Here is an 18,264-nt window from a genome sequence, read left to right on the forward strand (position 1 = left end):
ATGATTTACCTACAGACTCTTAACTTGAATATCGGAGAAGTGTTGGCCTTCCATGACGTACTGAGCACCACTCACCACGACGAAATCGCCATCGTTGAGCGTTGATTCAACACATACGGTATTTTGGGACATCGAAACCACGTCCACAGTCACGCCATGAGCTTGCTCGTTCTTAACCGTGAACACTTGCTCGATGCCAGATTGATTCACCAACGCTGAATACGGTAAACAGAAATTGTTGCTAGCTTCGCCAAGTTGAGTTGTCAGAGTGACGGCTTTTCCCGGTAACACTGACTTGCCGGTTGTTTCTACATGGTAGGTAACCGCGTAGGTCTGTTTGATAAGGTGAGGTGACGTGGCAATTTCAGCGGCGTACCCAATCAGCTTTTCCTCTGAGCCATACCAATTGATAACAGCGGTTTGATTCGGTTGGAACTCATGAATCAAGTTCTCTGGGACTTGGATTTTAACTTCAAGCTGATCAGGGTTGTGGATGGTGAAAACCGAAATGCCCGGCAGAACTTGTTCAAACTGATCGAAGTTCGATGCCGCTACAACGCCGTCGAAGGGTGCGAGCAGTTGGGTATAACGAATCGAATCTTTCGCACGGCGTATGTTCTGTTCTACGACTTTAACCGCCGCTTCACTTAGTTCATAACCGCTGATTGCACGGTCTAGATTAACATCGGCAATCGCATTATCAGCGATGGCTTGTTTTACTCGTACAAGTTCGGATTTCGCTAATTTGTGTGCAGATTTCGCTTCGAGTGCTCGTGCTTGTAACTCTTCTAACGCGACTTGATAATCATGAGGGTCTAACTGCGCAAGTGGTTGGCCTTTCTTTACTGAATCACCAACCGAGACCATCATTTTTTGAATAGTGCCAGGCACACGAAACGCGACGCCAGCGGTTTCTGATGACTGCAATTTGCCTGTGAACGATTTTTCAACTTGATGAGAGAGAGGCTCAAGTTGGATAACTTGAATCGGGCGCGTTTGTTTTTGAGCTATCGTCGCCTCAGAGTCATTACAGCCAAACAGAGCGGTTAGGCTTAGTGCAATGACTGTGTGTTTGAAGATAGGTGTCTGCTGAAAGATAGACGAACGCTGCAAAACAGATGAATGTTGAGATATAGGCTTCATGGATTACTCCTGTCAATTTATGGAGTAATTCTATCTTTCAGTCTTGTTTAGATAATCTAGTCTGCACGTGAAACACTGTCACATTATTCGTTACAATAACTAGAGTTTCGGAAGCTCTTGTAATAAAAAATCAATCAAAAGCTGTGCTGAATGGCTTAACGCTTTACGCTGAGGATAGAGCAGCCATGCTTCTTCTTCTTGAAGATTCTCGTCGGGGAACAGGTTAATCAAGGTGCCGTCTTTGAGTTGCTGTCGTACCAAGAGTTTTGGTAACAACGCGATGCCTCTATGTCGAATTACACCGCCTTTCACGAACCCAATGCTGTCGCTGACGACCGAAGGTTCAACTTTGATGGTGTGATCTTTGATGTCCCATTGTTTATCGATGTCGCCACTTGGCCACCTGAAGCAAACAAATGGGTAATTGGAAAGCTCTCTTAGGTTTGAGGGTTTGCCTTGTTTCTCGAGAAATTCAGGGCTTGCGACAAAAATACGTTGGAGAACCATCACTTTACGAGCAACCACGTTAGCGTCGCTCAACGTACCACCATGCATCGCGAGGTCTAATCCTTGACGGTACATGTCGACAAAGCCGTTACTAATGTTGCGAATATCAAGCTCAACCTTAGGGTACATATCTTGGAATTTAAACAGAGTAGACTGCATGATGTCGCTGGTTTCAGGCAATAGACCAATCTTAATTTGCCCGTGTGCAACCTCTGAAAGGTTGGAAGCGACATGGTTCGCTTTGTCGAGCGCACTTAGCGCATTGAGCAGCTCTTTGTAATAGAGCTCGCCAGATTTGGTTAAGGAGAGGCTTCGTGTGGTTCTAAAGAACAGTTGAATGCCGAGAGACTTCTCAAGGTCGTTAATTCTACGGCTAACGTTAGCTCGGGGAAGGTCAAGTGCATTGGCTGCGGCAGTAAAACTACCCAGTTCGACAACGGTGGTAAACAGCTTAAGATCTGCGATTTTCATAACAACGGCATTTAATCGTTTTTAGAACAGTATGTTGGCATCGTATACCAATTGGATTTTAAAATCGAAGCGTTCTTGGGTTTGGCTTGTTTTAAGACAGTAAAAAGCCAGCTGACAAATCATTATCAAAGCTGGCTTTGTGTTCACATCGGGCAAGGCTGCTCAATTTGTCACCTTGGACTAGACAGCTTGTTCTTTCGCCTCACACCATATCAGTTTAACGACCTCGACCGTCGACCATCACAATGATAGTTTTAGAAATGATGCTGAGATCAGCGGCAATCCAAGACTTCACCGAACATAGGCTTAATGCGTAACTGTGGTCAAAGCCCACTTTACGACGTACATCATCAATACAGGTATCATAACCTTGATTTACTTGTGCAAGCCCCGTAATACCAGGCATTACGCCGTATGTACGGTCAGCAAAGTAAGGGATTTCGTTCTCTAGTTTGGTGTAAAAAGTAGGGCGTTCTGGGCGTGGACCAATTAGAGACATTTCACCTTTCAATACATTGAACAGCTGAGGGAGCTCATCAAGACGTGTCTTTCTCAAAAAGCGGCCAACGGGTGTGATTCGTGGGTCATTCGCTGTAGCCCAAACTGCGCCAGAACGCGTTTCTGCATCTTCGTACATGCTACGGAACTTCATGATTTCAAAGATTGCCATTTTCTCTGGTGTAGATTTACCAACACGCAATTGGCGGTAGAAAATAGGGCCACGAGAAGTCAGTGCAATTGCCATCGCAATCAATGGAAATACTGGCGCTAACAAAATCAAAGCAATTAGTGAGCTTACGAAATCGAACGAACGTTTAGCTCGTGAGATTTTGTATTGGTATAAGTTTTGAGTAGATAGCTGTTCAATGTTCATCATAATAAGTCCTTAATGATTCGCTCGTGTCCAAGGTGAGTTTTCTAGTCCGATTAGGTAACGAATGCCACCAATGAAGTTGGCATAGTGTCCAACTATCAAATAAGAGATTAATAAAATAGGTTTGTTTACTAGGCGCTTTGGCAAGATGCAGCCAAGTACGCCAATGGTATAAACGGCAACTTGAGCCCATAACAGTGCTTCAAATACCAAGTAGTTGCTAAGTAAGATTGAGCACACTAAGCAAACAATCATTAAATAGGGAGTGAGTAGGCGAAGCCCTTTTCCGGAGAAGAACGCAAACGCGATGCCTTTGAACTTGGGGCTGAACAAGCCAAACAATCGAATCGCTTGTTGCATGTTGCCCGCTGAAATACGAAGTCTTCTTTTGAAGTCTGTTTCTAGGTTCGATTCTTCTAGCTCCAGTGCCACCATTTGTGTTTCGTATTCTGCAATGTAACCTTGTTTAACGATTTGCATTGGCAAGATGAAGTCATCGTTGATGGTGTTTAGAGGCAGTAGTTCAAACAAATGGGTTCTAAACAAGTAGAACGCGCCATGAGAACCCAAGCTCGAACCTAATGAAGCCTCAGACTCTTTAACGGCGGTTTGATACTGCCAGTACGCGTTTTCACCTTCGTTGCCCGTTGGGCATAGTTGATACGTTGCGTTTACCACACCAACCTTGTCACTTTCAAAATGAGCGGCTGCAATAAGCAATGCATCCAATGAAATAAGGGCTGATACATCACTTAGTGCCGTGATATCGCTTTTTATATTGGTCACTTCTTCATTGATAACCGCAACTTTTCCTCGGTTGGTCTTGTGGTCATGTATCTCGAAATAGATATCGCTGCACATCGCTTCTTGAATCGTCATTTCGGCGATTTCTACCGTGTTATCAGTGCAGCCATCACAAGCAATAATCACTTGTAGCTTCTTTTTTGGGTAATCTAATGAAGCAAGGTTGCGAACTTTATCTGCGATCCACTGCTCTTCGTTAAATGCTGGCACAAGAATGGTAATGGTGGGTAGTGTGCAATCTTGTTGTTCGTCTTTATAACAACGATGGCTCTCTTCAATCTGACGCGCCGGGTGACTTTTCGCATACCAACGCAGTAACAGTGGATAGGCGGCGTGATGGTAGACAATCAGCGCACCAGAGAATAAGCAAAGTCCTGCAAGCAACCAGTCGATCATGCGCAAACTCCTTTTGAGATATCGTTGTAAGAGGCAACCATTTTTACAATGTCGAAGTTTTCGAGTACGTAACGACGAGGTGACAAAAAGCGTTCATTTTGCTTTTCTAATAGCGCACTAGCTAACCCCACAATGCTGCCGCTTTTGACGAGGGCGCCGCTGACTGGACATAAGGTTTCATCGACAGCTCCTACATTCATCGCGACGGTAGGGATGTTGCACGCCTGAGCTTCTAGTGTAGAAAGTGGCAGCCCCTCATGACGAGAAGGTAGACAGAAGGTGTCTAACGCACCGTAAAAGGAAGTCATGTCTTCAATTAGGCCAAGAAAGATCACACGGTCGCTCAAATTCAAGCGGTCAGTGAGTTGTTCCAGTTGCTTGCGTTTTGAACCATCACCAGCCAATGCGACAACGGTGTTAGTAGGAAGTAAGCTAAGCGCTTTAATCAGTTGGTCTTGACCTTTCACGTGTTCTAAACGTCCCGCACAACCTACGATGTGTTTATCGGTTGGTAGATCGAGTGTTGCTCTCGCGTCTGCTTTTGACATCGGTTTGAACTTCTCGCAATCCACACCGTTTTTAATCGTGATGATGTTGTTGTATGAAAAGGCAGAGCGCAGTTGGTTGTAAACACGGGTTGCATCGGCCACCAAAGTTGGCTGAGCGGCTTTAAGTGCTAATGCTTGTAAGCGACGACGTTTGTTATTTTTCAAATGCCAAGCATCATGCTCGGTATGAATTCGAGTAGGAACCCCTGATACACGAGCGGCATAGCCTGCGTACAGTAATGGGCCTATGTGATGGGTATGAACAACATCAGGGCGAATTCCTCTAAATGCTTTGATGAGTTTTATGATGATGTTGAATTGAACGCCGGGCTCTTTATCTAAAAACACGATTTGGTTGTGGTAAGGCTTCAGCTTCGGCCAGTTTGCGATGGATTCTGCTTTCGTGCCTTCTAAACTGACGATCAAGACTTGGTCTGCTGGTTTAGCAAGGCGCAGCAAATCTAACGTTAGGGTTTCTAATCCGCCTGGGGCAAGGTGTTGAACAACGTGTATGATCTTCTTGCCATGCTTTGTTATCTGGTTATTCATAATTTGGACCCTGCCTTTATAATTCTTGTTTCGCTTTTCTGACGTTTCTAGTGAAGTAACTTCTTTAAAACGTTTGACTACAGAAGGAGATTGCAGGAGTTGTGCCAATTAAATAATTATTATATTTCAGTGGTTTATGGTGAATGGTTCCAGGGAGGTTTTCGTTTCTCAAAATGGGAATCAAAACAAGATACGAGTGAATGGCTATTTGAATCGTGGCGCTTCGGGAAATCGAAAGTGGGATTAATAATTAGGGCTTTATAAAAGAAAAACGCCAACCGAGTGTTGGCGTTTAGTACTTGGAAACTAAAGAGCTAGGAAGCACGAAGCTAGGAAACTAGGAAACTAGAAAGCTAGGAAGCACGAAACTAGAAAGCTAAGAAGCTAAGAAGCTAGCAAGTTAAAAAATGGCTTTAAGGCTAATCAACTCATTTTAGGGATAACGGTAATTACGGGAACACCTAAGATGTCTTCAATTTCATCTTTACGCTTGATTGAAGAGTCAAACAGCTCAAACAATATCGCCAACCCAATGCCAAGGCCGATACCTGCAACGAAACCAGCCAAAACAAACACAAAAGAAGGTATGTTAGATTTGATACTAGGCGTGAAGGGTAAATCGATAATCTTCACACGTTTGTTTTGCTCGAATACGCCAAGCGAACCTGTTAGCTGAGCCATTTCATAACGCTCTGTGAGTTCATCGTATAGTTGGCGCTTAATTTCAACTTGTCGCTTAAGACGGTACATCTCTTTTGCATTTTCGCCGAAGTTATTCGCCTTGTGTTCTAGTTCAAAGATCATAGTACGAAGGCTTTTAGTCTCTTCTGTCAAAGATTCAAAGCGAGCACGAACCAGTTGTAAGCTGTGTAGCTGTGTGACCAAAAGAGGTTGGGTATCAGACAGTTTGTTCAGTGTCGTACTACTTGCAATGTCCCAAAGCTGGTCGCTGTTCATCGTAGGTTGAGTTACATCGAGTAAACTCTTTCTCTCATTTTCAAGTCTGTCTAGTTCACGAACTTTAGCTTGTACGGCACTGTGTTTGTTTGTGTATTTGGCTTGAAGTAGAGCCAGCTCACTACGAATATCGATGATCTGATCTTCTATTCGACCTATCACGGGGTTGGTCTTTGAAAGCTGTTGATCGATTGACCCTAAGCTTTTTTCAACACCGGATAACTCGGCCTCTTTTTCTGCGAGTGTTTGCTTGAGTGACGCTAAGCGATTCAAACTTTGGCTCTGTACCTCAGGCGTCGAATGAACATTCTCATTCATGTATAAGGCAAGGGCTTCTTCTGCTACTTCAAGTTCAGCACTGCGCTTATCTATATGAATTTTCAAGAAGTTGCTCGAGTCTTCAATCGACGAACGTTCCGGAGCGAGCAATTGTTCAATGAAATGTTCACTTACCGAACGAAGCGTCGCTTCCATTCCTTCTGGCGTGTTTGAGCTTAAGCTGATTTTTAGAAAATCTTTTCCAAGCTGAGTCACCGTTAGACGTCGAGATAGGTCAGTAATGATCTCTTGTTTCTCAGTTTCAGGCATATCGGGCGTGGTTAATTGCAGTTCATCAGCGACCGAGTAAAGCACATGTCGACTATGAAGTAGTGTTCTCAACGCGTTAAGGCGGTCTTTGAGCATGGTAGAAACCGCGATGTCTTCCAAGAATGGATTCATTTTGGCCGTTTCTTGAATCAACATACTGGTATGCGCGTCATATTTAGTCGGAGCCAACTTGCTCACACCAAAGCCTACAAAGGGCAAAATAAGGATTGGCAGAACAATAACGTAGCGTTGGCGCCACATGGCATTGATGATGACTAATAACCGCAATTTCAGATTATTCATAATAGCTCCAACATCCAATGTACGAAGTTACCGCGGTTCTGCCAACTGTCTTTGGAGACAACAGAGACTGGTGAGTTTTCAAGGTGACGGCTTTGCTCGAGAGCTTCGACCATCTGTTGTGCATTTTCAACGGACGTAACGTGATTCTTATAAGGAACCATTGCAGGAAAAGGGGTGGTCACGATAGGAGTTCCCGCGGCTAGGTATTCCATCAACTTTAATGGACTGCATGCTCGGATCTGTTCGTTATCAACGAAAGGTAATAGGCTCACATCCCAGTGTTGTGAATAGCTTGGCAACGTGTGATGTGGGCGAGGCCCCAAGTAATGAACATTATCGAGGTTAGGCAACGACAATGTATCAAGCTCATTAGGGCCGATGAATACAAAGTCCCATTCCGGCATTGCTGTCGCCACATGTTTAACCATGTCGTAATCCAGCCATTGAGATAAGCTTCCGTAAAAGCCTGCAATCGGGCGGTGGTTACTTGGCAAATCGTGTGCTCTTGGAGCTGGTGTAGAAAATAGCCCGACATCGACACCATGTGGTAAGAGTTGAGCTTTCTCATTAGGGAATTTGCCCATCAGCTTTTCACTAGCAGCGAAGATCAGATCTGATTTTTCAATCAATTCCAATTCATGCTGAGCGACAGTTTTGTGGTCAACGCCCGCGAGCGCACTAAAGTCATCCCCGCAGTAATAAACAACCGCTGACTCGCCTAAGTGTCCGCACAAATCAACAGCGGTAGGAAGGGAAGTCCATAAGATAGGATTATGAAGTTTCAGCTCAGCAATAACTGGCTTCAACTGGCGTAACATCATTTGCTGAGCCAGTTTTCTAGACAACTTTGAAGAAGGCGCAGGAATGGTTTTCAAGTTCACGACCGTTATGTTGCCTTGGTCGTTTGAATCAGCGACGTTTTGAGGATCCAGCATGTTTTGAGTAACTGCGTTGCTTCGCCCTGTCAGTTTATTAAATGCACGAGTGATGTCTTTAACTGACAGTCTTGGCTGTCTAAGACCAATAGAGTTGACCCATAAGACTTTATGTTGTTTAGCCAAGTGGCGAACCAAGTGTTGAGTCGATGAAGGCAGACCGCCAAAGTCTTCACCAAATACGATTAAATCACGCATGGTCGCCTCCATGAGTCTCTAACGAGTCGAATACATCGGATTCTGTCACTTCAACGGATTTAATCTGACCGACAACTCGAGCAGGGTTACCGCCTGCGATTGCGAAGGCAGGGATGTTCTTTGTTACTACGCTGCCTGCGGCTATTACCGCACCTTCGCCGATGGTTACGCCACCTTTAACGGTAACATTGGTGCCTAGCCATACATCTTGTTCAAGAATGATGTCGCCGATTTGCTGAGGGTCATCGCCTTCACCTAGTGCTCGACGTTTTGCATCAAGCGGGTGTCCAGAGTATCCAAACAGGAAAGCGCCGCCAGCGATGCGTACGTTGTCGGAGATAACGACTTTACCTCCAACAGCGATGGTCGATTGCCAACCGATGTCTACATTATTGGCAATCGACAGTAGTGGGTGTTCCAAGCTTTCAAGTGGTTGGGTACAACCAGAGAATGTCGTGTGGCCAGAGATACGGCAGTTATCGCCAATCGTAATTTGCACCGGACCGCTGACGAAAGGGAGGCCACCATACAAATACAGGCGTTTGCCACATTGAGCGACACGACCTTTGAAAGCTGGTGTCCAGTAGAAGAACCGAGTAAAACCAGAAACCAAATTCACTACAAGCTTGTGTGCTTGGTATAGGCAGCGATTAAGTACTTGAGGGGTAGGTAGCTCTGTGCTTCTGATGTTTTTCAAAATGATAAACACATTTCTAATTCGAGAATTAGGATGAAACTTAAGCCAATGTTTGAATTGATGTATAGATACTGACGTCATAATGAAAATCCTCTTTTTTGTTATATAGAAGTACTTTCATATATTGTGCCATTTAATAAGTGCATTATTTTCAATGAGTTACAAGTTGCCTTTTAGGTTTTCTCATTTTGACAGGCAGTATGAGATACGTTCGCAACAGCAACAATCAATGCGGAAAGGATATAGATAGGCCAGTTGAAGCCTTGTGTTAGGAAGGTACCCGAGACGATGGTGCCAATTAACCCAGCATATACGGCGTAAGCCGCGGCATTGAGATTTGGGTCGATTTCTGTGGCCGAGATTTTTAACCTCGTTAGCGTAGAGCGAGAGGTTTTGATCAAAGAAACGATAAGGCAGACAAAAATGATCAGACCAATGAAGCCGGTCTCTGCTAACACACCAAACCAAGTACTGTGAACGGCGTGATTCAGTCCGTCCCAGTGCGAACTATAAAAGAAGTAGTTCGAGAAGAAGTTGTTCAACCCTACACCAGTCAGTGGATTCTCAACTGCCATTTTTATTGCTGCTTCCCATGCATAGATTCGCCCCATTGCAGATTCATCGATACCTTGTTCAGCGGCACCACCAGAAGATCTGTCTGAGATCCCAGCAACCAAGTAGAGCACTACGGCCACGACAGTTCCTACGGAGATTAAGAGAACTTTAGAGCGCACTAGTTTCCACGCAAAAATACCAATCACCGCAATACACCCCAGTAATCCGCCACGGCTTTGAGTCGCAATAATGGCGGCGAGCAGCAACAAACAGACTAACCCGCTAATTAAACGTTTGGATCGTGAGATGCCAGTCGTGGTGGCTTGGCTTATCGTAAAGGCGAGTGGAAACATCAGTACCAGTGCTAGATCGTTCGGGTCACCTAACATAGAGCCAAAATCGCGTCCAATAGTCACGCGTGAGCCCTCGACAAGCCCAATCCCATTTACTGAGTTGTACACGGCAATAGAGCTGACTAAAGCACCTGCGTAGATAATCGTCATCGCGGTTTTTGCGAGGTTTTCCGTGGTGTTCACTAGCCAAGTAATCGCAAGCGTCATCACGATGATTTTCCAATAAACGCCTTTGAATTCTGCAAGTGCTACGGGCCTGTTAGACGCGAAGATAATACCAATAAAAACCAATACCCAAAAAATGGCGAGCCAATTTAAACAAGGGTGCCAGAAGATTTTAAGCTCTTTACTGATTAATACATGCCAAAGAAGAGCCGACAGAGCGCCTAATGAAAGCATCAGCGGTATTTTAAGCGAATAGAGTTGAGGTATCGCTTCGTGGATTCGAAAAAATGAAAAGACAACGAACAATATCACCATCCAAAAGGTCTTGTTAATAACAAACATTCCAGCCAAAGGAAGAAGTGCTAGCGCCACAATAACAGCGGGATGCGGCACGAAGTACCAGACAATACCGAGCCCGACACACAAGGCGCTGATCGTGATGATGACTGGCAATCTATTGGCTTCAGGGTTGACCATTGTGACCTCTATTCGCAAATAAACTCTTCATGACTCGCTCGCAATCTTTTGAGACGTAGTTACACCTGATGTTAAATATTGCAAAGCGAGTGCCAGTTATGCATTTTGTTTAACTAACTGATTTAGTGTTGGATTATTAAGTGAGGGCTTAGCCTTGAGGTGAGTTTTGTCATTTTGAGAATCAGTATAAGACTGACTAGAACGGTTAAGTTATCCAGCTAAAATAACCAGTTACCTATTAAGACGAGTATTAACGGTCGAGTTGATAGATTTCCAACAACTGCGGGACAACAGCTTGTGGCGAGTATTGGTCTTTCACGGTTTCTATCGCGTTACTCTTGAGAGAGTCACGTTGCTCGCACGTCAATGACATCCACGAGGATAAATGCTGTTCTAGTACTAACGCTGTTTCTGAATCAGATTCTGAATTGGCGAGGTAGCCATTAACTTGGTGCACGATGAGCTTAGGCAAGTTACCAACTGAGGTAGCGAGAACGGGAATACCGCGAATCATGGCTTCTAATGCCGCCATAGGTAAGCCTTCGAAGCGGGAAGGGATGATTAACAAATCGATTTGGCTCCAGACGTCGTCCATATTGGTCTGATGTCCATGAAAGGTCACATTATCAGGCTGCGATTTAGCTAAGACGTCCATTTCTGGTCCGTCACCAAAAAGCTCAAACCTAACATCAGGAAACTGTTTGGCTAATGCGACAAATCGATCAGGCGCTTTTTCATGGCTTAATCGGCCCACAAAACCAACATGGAATGGGCTTGATGAAGGGAGGGGTGTTAACCCGGTTGGGACTTTAACGAAGTTATTCAATTGATGGGTTTTACTCGGTACTTTCGCTTTAATCTTCTCACTGACCACGAGCGACTGATCAGAAAGAAAGCTGCTGTAACGATCGAGCCAGTCATAAAGCCATACTTTGCCTGTTGGGGTTTCACCTGCGTGATAAGTGGTGATTTGTTTGGTGTTGTTAAAACACGGTGGGAGCTTGATGAGTTTACTGACCAAACTGGCTTTGTAACCATGAGCATGAATAAGCCTTGGCTGATAATGTTGAACTGCACGTTTAAGCTGTGTCGCGCTATTGCCGCTTGAATCTGAACAGCATAAGGCTAAATCGGAGAGGTAATTAAAAGGGATGTTCAGCGTATTCAACTTTTCAACGATGATCGCTTCAGGATTAAACTGAGTCAAAAGAACGATTCGAACAGCATCTGAATACTGAGCGCTTTCAGAAATCAGGCCTTGTGCTAATTCTAAAACATGCGTTTCTATACCTCCAAAAGTTTGGCTGTCGATCAACAGCCAAATCTCGTGAAGGTTTACGTTGAGTACACCTTGGCTAGGCTTGATTGTACTCATCTTCCGATTCCCAAGCCTGCTTCTTACGGTAAACGGTAGAAGGGCTAAGTTCTAACAACACAGCAGCGTTTAGCACATTCCCATCGCAATGATTGATCGCGTGTTGAATGGCTTCGCGCTCTATTTGCCACATTGGACGAATAGAACCTTCGCTTGTTGTAAATGCGGGCGTCATCGGGTCGTTGTTAGCGGGAACAACTGACGATTGCTCCAACTCTTCAGGAGTAATCGGTGGCAACTTAGCTTCGGGGGCTTCCACAACAACAGATTGGGGCGCCGCTACTCGAATTGGTGTCACTGATTTCGAGGTTGGAGCTGCGTCTATTTTATTAATCGGAGGCGGTAACATGTCTTTGGTCACGCTTGTTTCATTGTTCAACACCACGATGTTACGGATGATGTTTTGCAGCTGACGCACGTTGCCTGGCCACGCATAACGTTTAAGTAGATTCTGCGTTTCTTTGTCTATTGATTTGAACTTCTTCTTGTCTTGCTTCGCGTACAGCTTCAAGAAGTGATTACAAAGGGTGACAATGTCACCTCCTCGTTCACGAAGCGGTGGCATCTCGATAGGCACGACGTGAACACGATAGTAAAGGTCTTCTCTAAAACGTCCTTCTTCTACCTCAACCAGTGGGTCGCGGTTGGTCGCACAGATAATTCTGACATCAACTTTAATCTCGCGGTTGCCACCGAGTGGAGTAAACGTACCGGTTTGCAAAAATCTAAGGAGCTTCTTTTGCATCTCCAGTTCCATTTCACAAAGCTCATCAAGAAATAGGGTACCGCCATGCGCTTGCATTGCTGCACCTTTACGGTCGGCTGTTGCTCCGGTAAATGCACCTTTAACGTGACCAAAGATTTCACTCTCCATTAGGTCTCGAGGGATAGCACCACAGTTAATCGCAACGAAGGGCTTACCATTACGCTGGCTCTCTTGATGAATCGCTTCCGCACACACTTCTTTACCCGTACCACTTTCGCCGTTAATAAACACGCTGGCAGTGGTTGGTGCGACCGAATCAATGATCTTGTAAACCGCTTGCATGGGTAGACAAGAGCCGATGAAATTATGAAAACGGTCACGATCGAACTTGCTTTGCATGTTATCGACGAGGTTTTCGAGTTTCGCTCTTTTTAGATGTAAGCGGACAGAGGTCTTGAGTCGATCGGCTTGAATTGGCTTTTCCAAGAAGTCTTCCGCACCGCGCTGGATGAGATCTACAGCAATATTAACTGAGCCATGTGCTGTCGCGATAATGACGGCGGTCGGTATTTCGTTCGCACTTATCCAATCTAAGACTTCTTCGCCTGGCATGTCGGGCAGTTTAAGATCGAGAATAACAAGCTGTGGTGAGTGCCTTTCAATGAAGATCTTAGCTTCCGCGCCGGTTTCGACGTGAAAAATATCGTAGGGCTCGTCTTTTACGTACTGCTTGTAGAGTACGGCGAGTGAGGTGGAGTCTTCAACTAACAATACCTTAGGGCGCATTGTGTATTCCTTTTGAAACTTTATCCTAACCAATCAATAACATAGTGGTATGTATCCATCAACACGAGACTTGTGTATTTGTTATCTACCGCATGCAATCTCTTAAGAAACGATAGGTGTACTTTCTCGCGTTGTTGGTCACGCCGGAGTGTATGTTAATGGTGACTATATTGATAACGACTATGTTGAGTTTTTATCTGATACCGACACTTACACTGATGAGCATTCAGAGCTCGCTGAAACCAGCCTCTTTTCTTTCAAGCAAGGCTTTGATTGAACGCTCTGCGAGTTCTAGTAATTCGTCAACTTGTCGAAATGCCGCATCATGACTCTGTTCTAAACATTGCTTCTCTAAAGCGCGAGCCAACTCACCCAAAGGGCGATTACCTAATGATAGGGCCGTGCTGCCAAGAGTGTGGACCTCGAACTCAAGTGTTTGAGCGTCGTTCTGAGCGACAGCCTCTTTTATGGCGACCAAGCGTGTTTGTGATTCTTCGACATAATGGTCGATCAAGATCGGGATAATATCCGCACTTGTATCTCGAATCATTTGCTCTAGAACGCTTTCATCAACAAGCTCGCTAACTTCTTGTGAGTTTAGATGTGCAGCTGTGTCTGACGCTAAAGTGGAATTCATCAAACTAAGTCCTTCTATTGAGCGTAATATCCATGAGTAAAGGGGCTGTTGACCTTTCGTGGTTAAGTTTTGTTCGAATGGGGACGCCTAGTCAAAATCGTTTTAGGTGCGGCGAAGAGTATGTAGCCTAGTCATTCTAAGCAAATATTCTTCAACAAAGCATAAAACTATTTTTGTGGGGGCGCCTAGCTGAACCCTTCGGGCAGCCCTTGTGGTTCATTTCTACTGCGTTAGAGACTTTTCATGTAGGCCAGCTACACGTCAAAGCCTCTTCCTTGTATTGATTTTCCACAAGATGCTGCAAAACCCAGCTCGAAAGGTCAACAGCCCCTATTAAGTTCTAGTCATTTTCTAGAATAATTTCAACTGCTTGCCGTATAAACAGGGCAATTAATTACCATCTCACTCATATTGCTACAGGGTTTGTGACAAGCCTAACGAACTGATTTAATTTTGTTTTCTCTTATGAAATATAAACTTAGGTGCTTATAAAGCCTAAGGTAGGGGTCTAGCTCAGGAGAAAACGAGGCCGATACAAATAAAAAAGACCACTGCGGTCAATTAACAACAGTGGTCTTAGAGCGGGTTAAGTAGTTTAGGCTAATCTAAATAGCTGTAACTCAAATAGCAGTAATTTAAACAGCCGTGCTTTAAATAACGAAAAGTAGAACTACGAAGCTTTATCAATCTTTGGCTTTGGGTCGGCTTCTACTTCTTCCTCGCTACTTTCAGAGAAGATATCAGCAACGGCGCTTCTCTCTAATTCACCCTTCAGATTACCTTCTTCGTCGACAACTGGGAGGGAGTAGTCACAAGACATAGTGTCTGGAAGTACTTCTTCAATTACCGCATCAGGTAAAACAGCAGGTACCTCTTCGTAAATCTCATCACTGAAGTCATGAACAGAGGCATCTTCAACGGCGTCTTGTAGGCTCTCTTGTGTGACTAGGCCTTGATAGCCTTCATCCGTTACGTGATAAGCGTAATCGTTTTTCAGCATCTTCATTTGTGCCAGAGCACCTTCAATCGTTTCTGAAGTGATTCGATAGAGAGGAGGCTGCATAACCGTTTCAACCGTCAATGCACGAGCACGGTTTACGTCTTTAACGAATGCCTCTACATAGTCATCAGCAGGATTCAGTAGAATCTCATGTGGCGTACCTTGTTGTACCAACTCGCCATCTTTCAAAATTGCGATTCGATCGCCGAGACGGAGTGCTTCATCCAAATCGTGGGTGATGAAAACAATCGTCTTATGAAGCTTCTGTTGCAGTTCAATGAGCTGATCTTGCATTTCACTTCGAATCAAAGGGTCGAGTGCCGAAAAGGCTTCATCCATTAACAAGATTTCAGCGTTAGTACACAGAGCGCGAGAAAGGCCAACACGTTGTTGCTGACCACCTGAAAGTTGCGCAGGGTACTGCTTGCCGTAACCTTTCAAACCCACTGTTTCTAACCATTCATTGGCTTTCGTTAAACGGTCTTCTTTTTTGATGCCTTGCACTTCCAACCCGTATGCAACGTTTTCTACCACGGTGCGATGGGGCATTAAGCCAAAGCGTTGGAATACCATCGACATTTTATGACGGCGGAACTCTTCTAATTGCTTGGTATTGAGGCTCATTACATCAATGCCTTCGACCATAATTTTACCCTGCGTTGGGTCAATTAAACGGTTGAAGTGGCGAATTAGAGTCGATTTACCCGAGCCGGAAAGCCCCATGATAACGAAGATTTCACCGCGGTTAATCTCGAGATTAATCTCTTTTAAACCGACGGTATGACCTGTGTCCGCAAGAATCTGATCTTTGTGTTCACCGTTCTGAACTCGGTTCATAACAGACATCGGTTTCGGTCCAAACACTTTGTATAGACCACTAATTTCAATCAATGGTTTAGTCATGCTTGAGTCCTCCTAAATGCGCATTGGTTCTTCTTGCGTATGCCTGTGAAGCGCGGTCAAAAAGAATTGCGAGGGCAACAATGGCAAAACCGTTCATCAAGCCTAATGTGAAATATTGGTTGGTGATGGATTTAAGAACTGGTTGGCCTAGGCCTTTCACACCAATCATGGATGCGATAACAACCATAGACAGTGCCATCATGATGGTTTGGTTGATACCCGCCATGATCGTTGGCATTGCTAGAGGGAGTTGAACACCCCATAAGCGTTGTTTCTTGCTCGCACCAAAAGCGGTTGCTGCTTCAAGGACTTCTTTATCGACTAAGCGTATGCCTAGGTTAGTTAAACGAATCACAGGTGGGATAGCGTAGATAACCACAGCGATTAGACCTGGAATTTTACCGATGCCGAGTAACATCACCACTGGGATCAAGTAAACGAATGCCGGCATGGTTTGCATGATATCAAGCATCGGTGTAACGATAGATTGCGCTCGATTTGAACGAGCCATCGCAATACCAATCGGAATGCCTAAGAATATCGAAACCAAGGTACAAACAGTGATGATACTGAGCGTCCGCATGGTGTCTTCCCACATTCCAAAGTAACCAATAAGAAGCAGAGAAACGACACAACCTAAAGCCAGTTTCCAAGAACGACTCGCGGCGTAGACAAGGCTTGTACAAACGGCGAGGACTATAATCCAAGGGGTTGAGATAAGAAGTTTTTCAAACCAAACAAGGAATGAAAGAAGAGGGTCAAATAGAGATTCAATCATTTCACCGTATTCTCGAGAGAATTCACGGTATGCGCCATCTAGCGTCTTTTTTATGGTTCGTAAATCAGCGCGTTCCATCTCTGGAAAGGTTGATAACCAATTGGTGTCAGCCATTTTATATCCTTATAGTTCGGAGCCACTTGTTCATGCGATGAGGTAATCGTCTATGAAAAGGGCTCCGAATCATGAATAACATCAAGTATAGCGACGTTATTTCCGTATTATTGAAGCTTAGTGCTTAGTCTTAGTGCGTTTCGAAATATAGCTATCATTGAAATATAACGGCTATCGAAATGCTGCGATTAAAGCTCGGCTTCAACTTTCTTAGCGACTTCTTGAGAAACCCATGGGTGCCATACTTCTGGGAATTCACTCAAGAAATGCAAGCTCGCTTCTTCACCATCCGCTTGATTGTCTTCCATCCAAGCAAGCAGGGAGTTCATCTTGTCGTTTGTGAAGCCACGTTTAGTGAAGTAGTCATAAGCTTCAGGTGCACGTGACGCAAAACTCTCAGTGGTGATAGTGTGAACGGGTGAAGGCGGGTACATGGTCGCTTTAGGTGAATCACAGTCTTCTTTGGTGGTACAAGTTAAGAACTCTTGTTCATTAACACCACTACCAAAGTCAACTTTAACCATGTCGTATTTACCTAGAACGGCAGTTGGCGCCCAGTAGTAACCAAACCAAGCTTCTTCGCGCTCATAAGCTTTTGCGATAGAGCCAGATAAGCCGGCACTCGAGCCTGGATCAACAATCGTGAAACCGCTGTTTTCTAGCTCAAGAGCATTAAACAAGTTTCCGGCGCTGATCTGACAGTTCCAGCCTGCTGGGCAGCTGTAGAATGCAGATGTATCTGGGTCTTCAGGGTGTTTGAATAAGCTTGCGTTTTTGCGTACGCCTTCGATGGTTGCCATTTCAGGGTACTGTTTAACTAGGTAAGCTGGAACCCAAAAGCCTTCTTCGCCGCCGTTCACAAGTGCTTTACCTGCGTAGCGAAGACGTTTTTCTTCAACACCTTTATCTAATGCGTCTTTTAAGCTGTTGCTCCAAAGTTCAGGTGCAACATCAGGCTGGCCTTTTTCGATCATAGACGTGCCTGTTGGCATAGTATCGCCAGGGATAAGTTCAGCATCACACCCATAACCATGTTCAAGGATGAATTGGTCGATATTGGCGATCAATGTTGCAGAGTTCCAGTTCATATCTGCGATTGTTACGCTGCCACATTCTCCAGCGTTAGCATTACCGCTGGCTGCTGCTACTAACAAAAATACGGAGCTTAACTTGTATTTCATATTGAGTTTCCTTTCTCTTTAATAATACAACTAAGGTAACCAAGGTAAATTGATTATCTAAATTGCTCGATGGTGATCCTTTCCGTGTATTTGAACCATTTGAGCAGAAGGAGGGATGGGTGAAGTTTGAATAGATAAACGTGCAAAATCAGTGAAGTGTGATTTGCCAATTCATCCACTGTGTTTCAACAGCCATCGGATAACTTTGTCAAACTATTACAAATTCGTCAAAAACCACCTCTATTTATAATCTTAGGGAATAAT

15 protein-coding genes are annotated in these 18,264 nt (G+C 44.6%); all 15 read right to left on the minus strand.

Annotated elements, in window-relative coordinates:
• Window positions 1–9 precede the first annotated feature (9 nt).
• Window positions 10–1,143: an efflux RND transporter periplasmic adaptor subunit gene (locus AACT19_RS15180; protein ID WP_076647079.1), complete on the minus strand. Its 1,134-nt coding sequence runs from the start codon at window positions 1,141–1,143 to the stop codon at window positions 10–12.
• A gap of 99 nt (window positions 1,144–1,242) precedes the next feature.
• Window positions 1,243–2,121, minus strand: a complete 879-nt coding sequence (locus AACT19_RS15185; RefSeq protein WP_076647081.1) for a LysR family transcriptional regulator — start codon at window positions 2,119–2,121, stop codon at window positions 1,243–1,245.
• Between the two features lie 217 nt (window positions 2,122–2,338).
• Entirely contained in the window at window positions 2,339–2,998 is a 660-nt protein-coding gene (locus tag AACT19_RS15190) for a sugar transferase (RefSeq protein ID WP_017086745.1), read from the minus strand.
• A 9-nt stretch (window positions 2,999–3,007) separates the two neighbouring features.
• A complete protein-coding gene (locus AACT19_RS15195; RefSeq protein ID WP_076647083.1) occupies window positions 3,008–4,195 on the minus strand; it encodes a glycosyltransferase family 2 protein in 1,188 nt (395 codons plus the stop codon).
• Window positions 4,192–5,292: a glycosyltransferase gene (locus AACT19_RS15200; RefSeq protein ID WP_017086743.1), complete on the minus strand. Its 1,101-nt coding sequence runs from the start codon at window positions 5,290–5,292 to the stop codon at window positions 4,192–4,194. Before AACT19_RS15200 ends, AACT19_RS15195 begins: the two co-directional genes overlap by 4 nt.
• A 423-nt stretch (window positions 5,293–5,715) precedes the next feature.
• A complete protein-coding gene (locus tag AACT19_RS15205) occupies window positions 5,716–7,140 on the minus strand; it encodes a GumC family protein (RefSeq protein ID WP_076647085.1) in 1,425 nt (474 codons plus the stop codon).
• Window positions 7,137–8,273, minus strand: coding sequence for a glycosyltransferase (locus tag AACT19_RS15210; RefSeq protein WP_076647087.1), 1,137 nt, complete (start codon window positions 8,271–8,273; stop codon window positions 7,137–7,139). Before AACT19_RS15210 ends, AACT19_RS15205 begins: the two co-directional genes overlap by 4 nt.
• A complete protein-coding gene (locus AACT19_RS15215; RefSeq protein ID WP_076647089.1) occupies window positions 8,266–9,051 on the minus strand; it encodes an acyltransferase in 786 nt (261 codons plus the stop codon). The genes AACT19_RS15210 and AACT19_RS15215 overlap by 8 nt, the downstream gene beginning before the upstream one ends.
• Before the next feature lie 92 nt (window positions 9,052–9,143).
• Window positions 9,144–10,520 carry an O-antigen ligase family protein gene (locus AACT19_RS15220; protein ID WP_076647091.1) on the minus strand — a complete coding sequence of 459 codons (1,377 nt, stop codon included), beginning with the start codon at window positions 10,518–10,520 and terminating at the stop codon, window positions 9,144–9,146.
• 250 nt (window positions 10,521–10,770) lie between these two features.
• On the minus strand, window positions 10,771–11,895 hold the full coding sequence (locus AACT19_RS15225; protein ID WP_076647093.1) for a glycosyltransferase family 4 protein: 1,125 nt from the start codon (window positions 11,893–11,895) through the stop codon (window positions 10,771–10,773).
• Window positions 11,876–13,387 carry a sigma-54-dependent transcriptional regulator gene (locus tag AACT19_RS15230; protein WP_076647095.1) on the minus strand — a complete coding sequence of 504 codons (1,512 nt, stop codon included), beginning with the start codon at window positions 13,385–13,387 and terminating at the stop codon, window positions 11,876–11,878. The genes AACT19_RS15225 and AACT19_RS15230 overlap by 20 nt, the downstream gene beginning before the upstream one ends.
• 226 nt (window positions 13,388–13,613) lie before the next feature.
• Entirely contained in the window at window positions 13,614–14,024 is a 411-nt protein-coding gene (locus AACT19_RS15235; RefSeq protein ID WP_076647096.1) for an Hpt domain-containing protein, read from the minus strand.
• 670 nt (window positions 14,025–14,694) lie between these two features.
• Window positions 14,695–15,927: a quaternary amine ABC transporter ATP-binding protein gene (locus AACT19_RS15240; protein WP_017080492.1), complete on the minus strand. Its 1,233-nt coding sequence runs from the start codon at window positions 15,925–15,927 to the stop codon at window positions 14,695–14,697.
• Complete coding sequence (locus AACT19_RS15245) at window positions 15,920–16,819, minus strand: ABC transporter permease (protein ID WP_004733798.1); 900 nt, start codon at window positions 16,817–16,819, stop codon at window positions 15,920–15,922. Before AACT19_RS15245 ends, AACT19_RS15240 begins: the two co-directional genes overlap by 8 nt.
• A 188-nt stretch (window positions 16,820–17,007) precedes the next feature.
• Window positions 17,008–18,000 (minus strand): ABC transporter substrate-binding protein, encoded by a 993-nt coding sequence (locus tag AACT19_RS15250; protein WP_076647098.1) that lies wholly within the window; start codon window positions 17,998–18,000, stop codon window positions 17,008–17,010.
• Window positions 18,001–18,264: the final 264 nt, after the last annotated feature.

The organism is Vibrio sp. 10N.222.47.A9 (genome assembly GCF_963872585.1).
GTDB lineage: Bacteria > Pseudomonadota > Gammaproteobacteria > Enterobacterales > Vibrionaceae > Vibrio > Vibrio splendidus.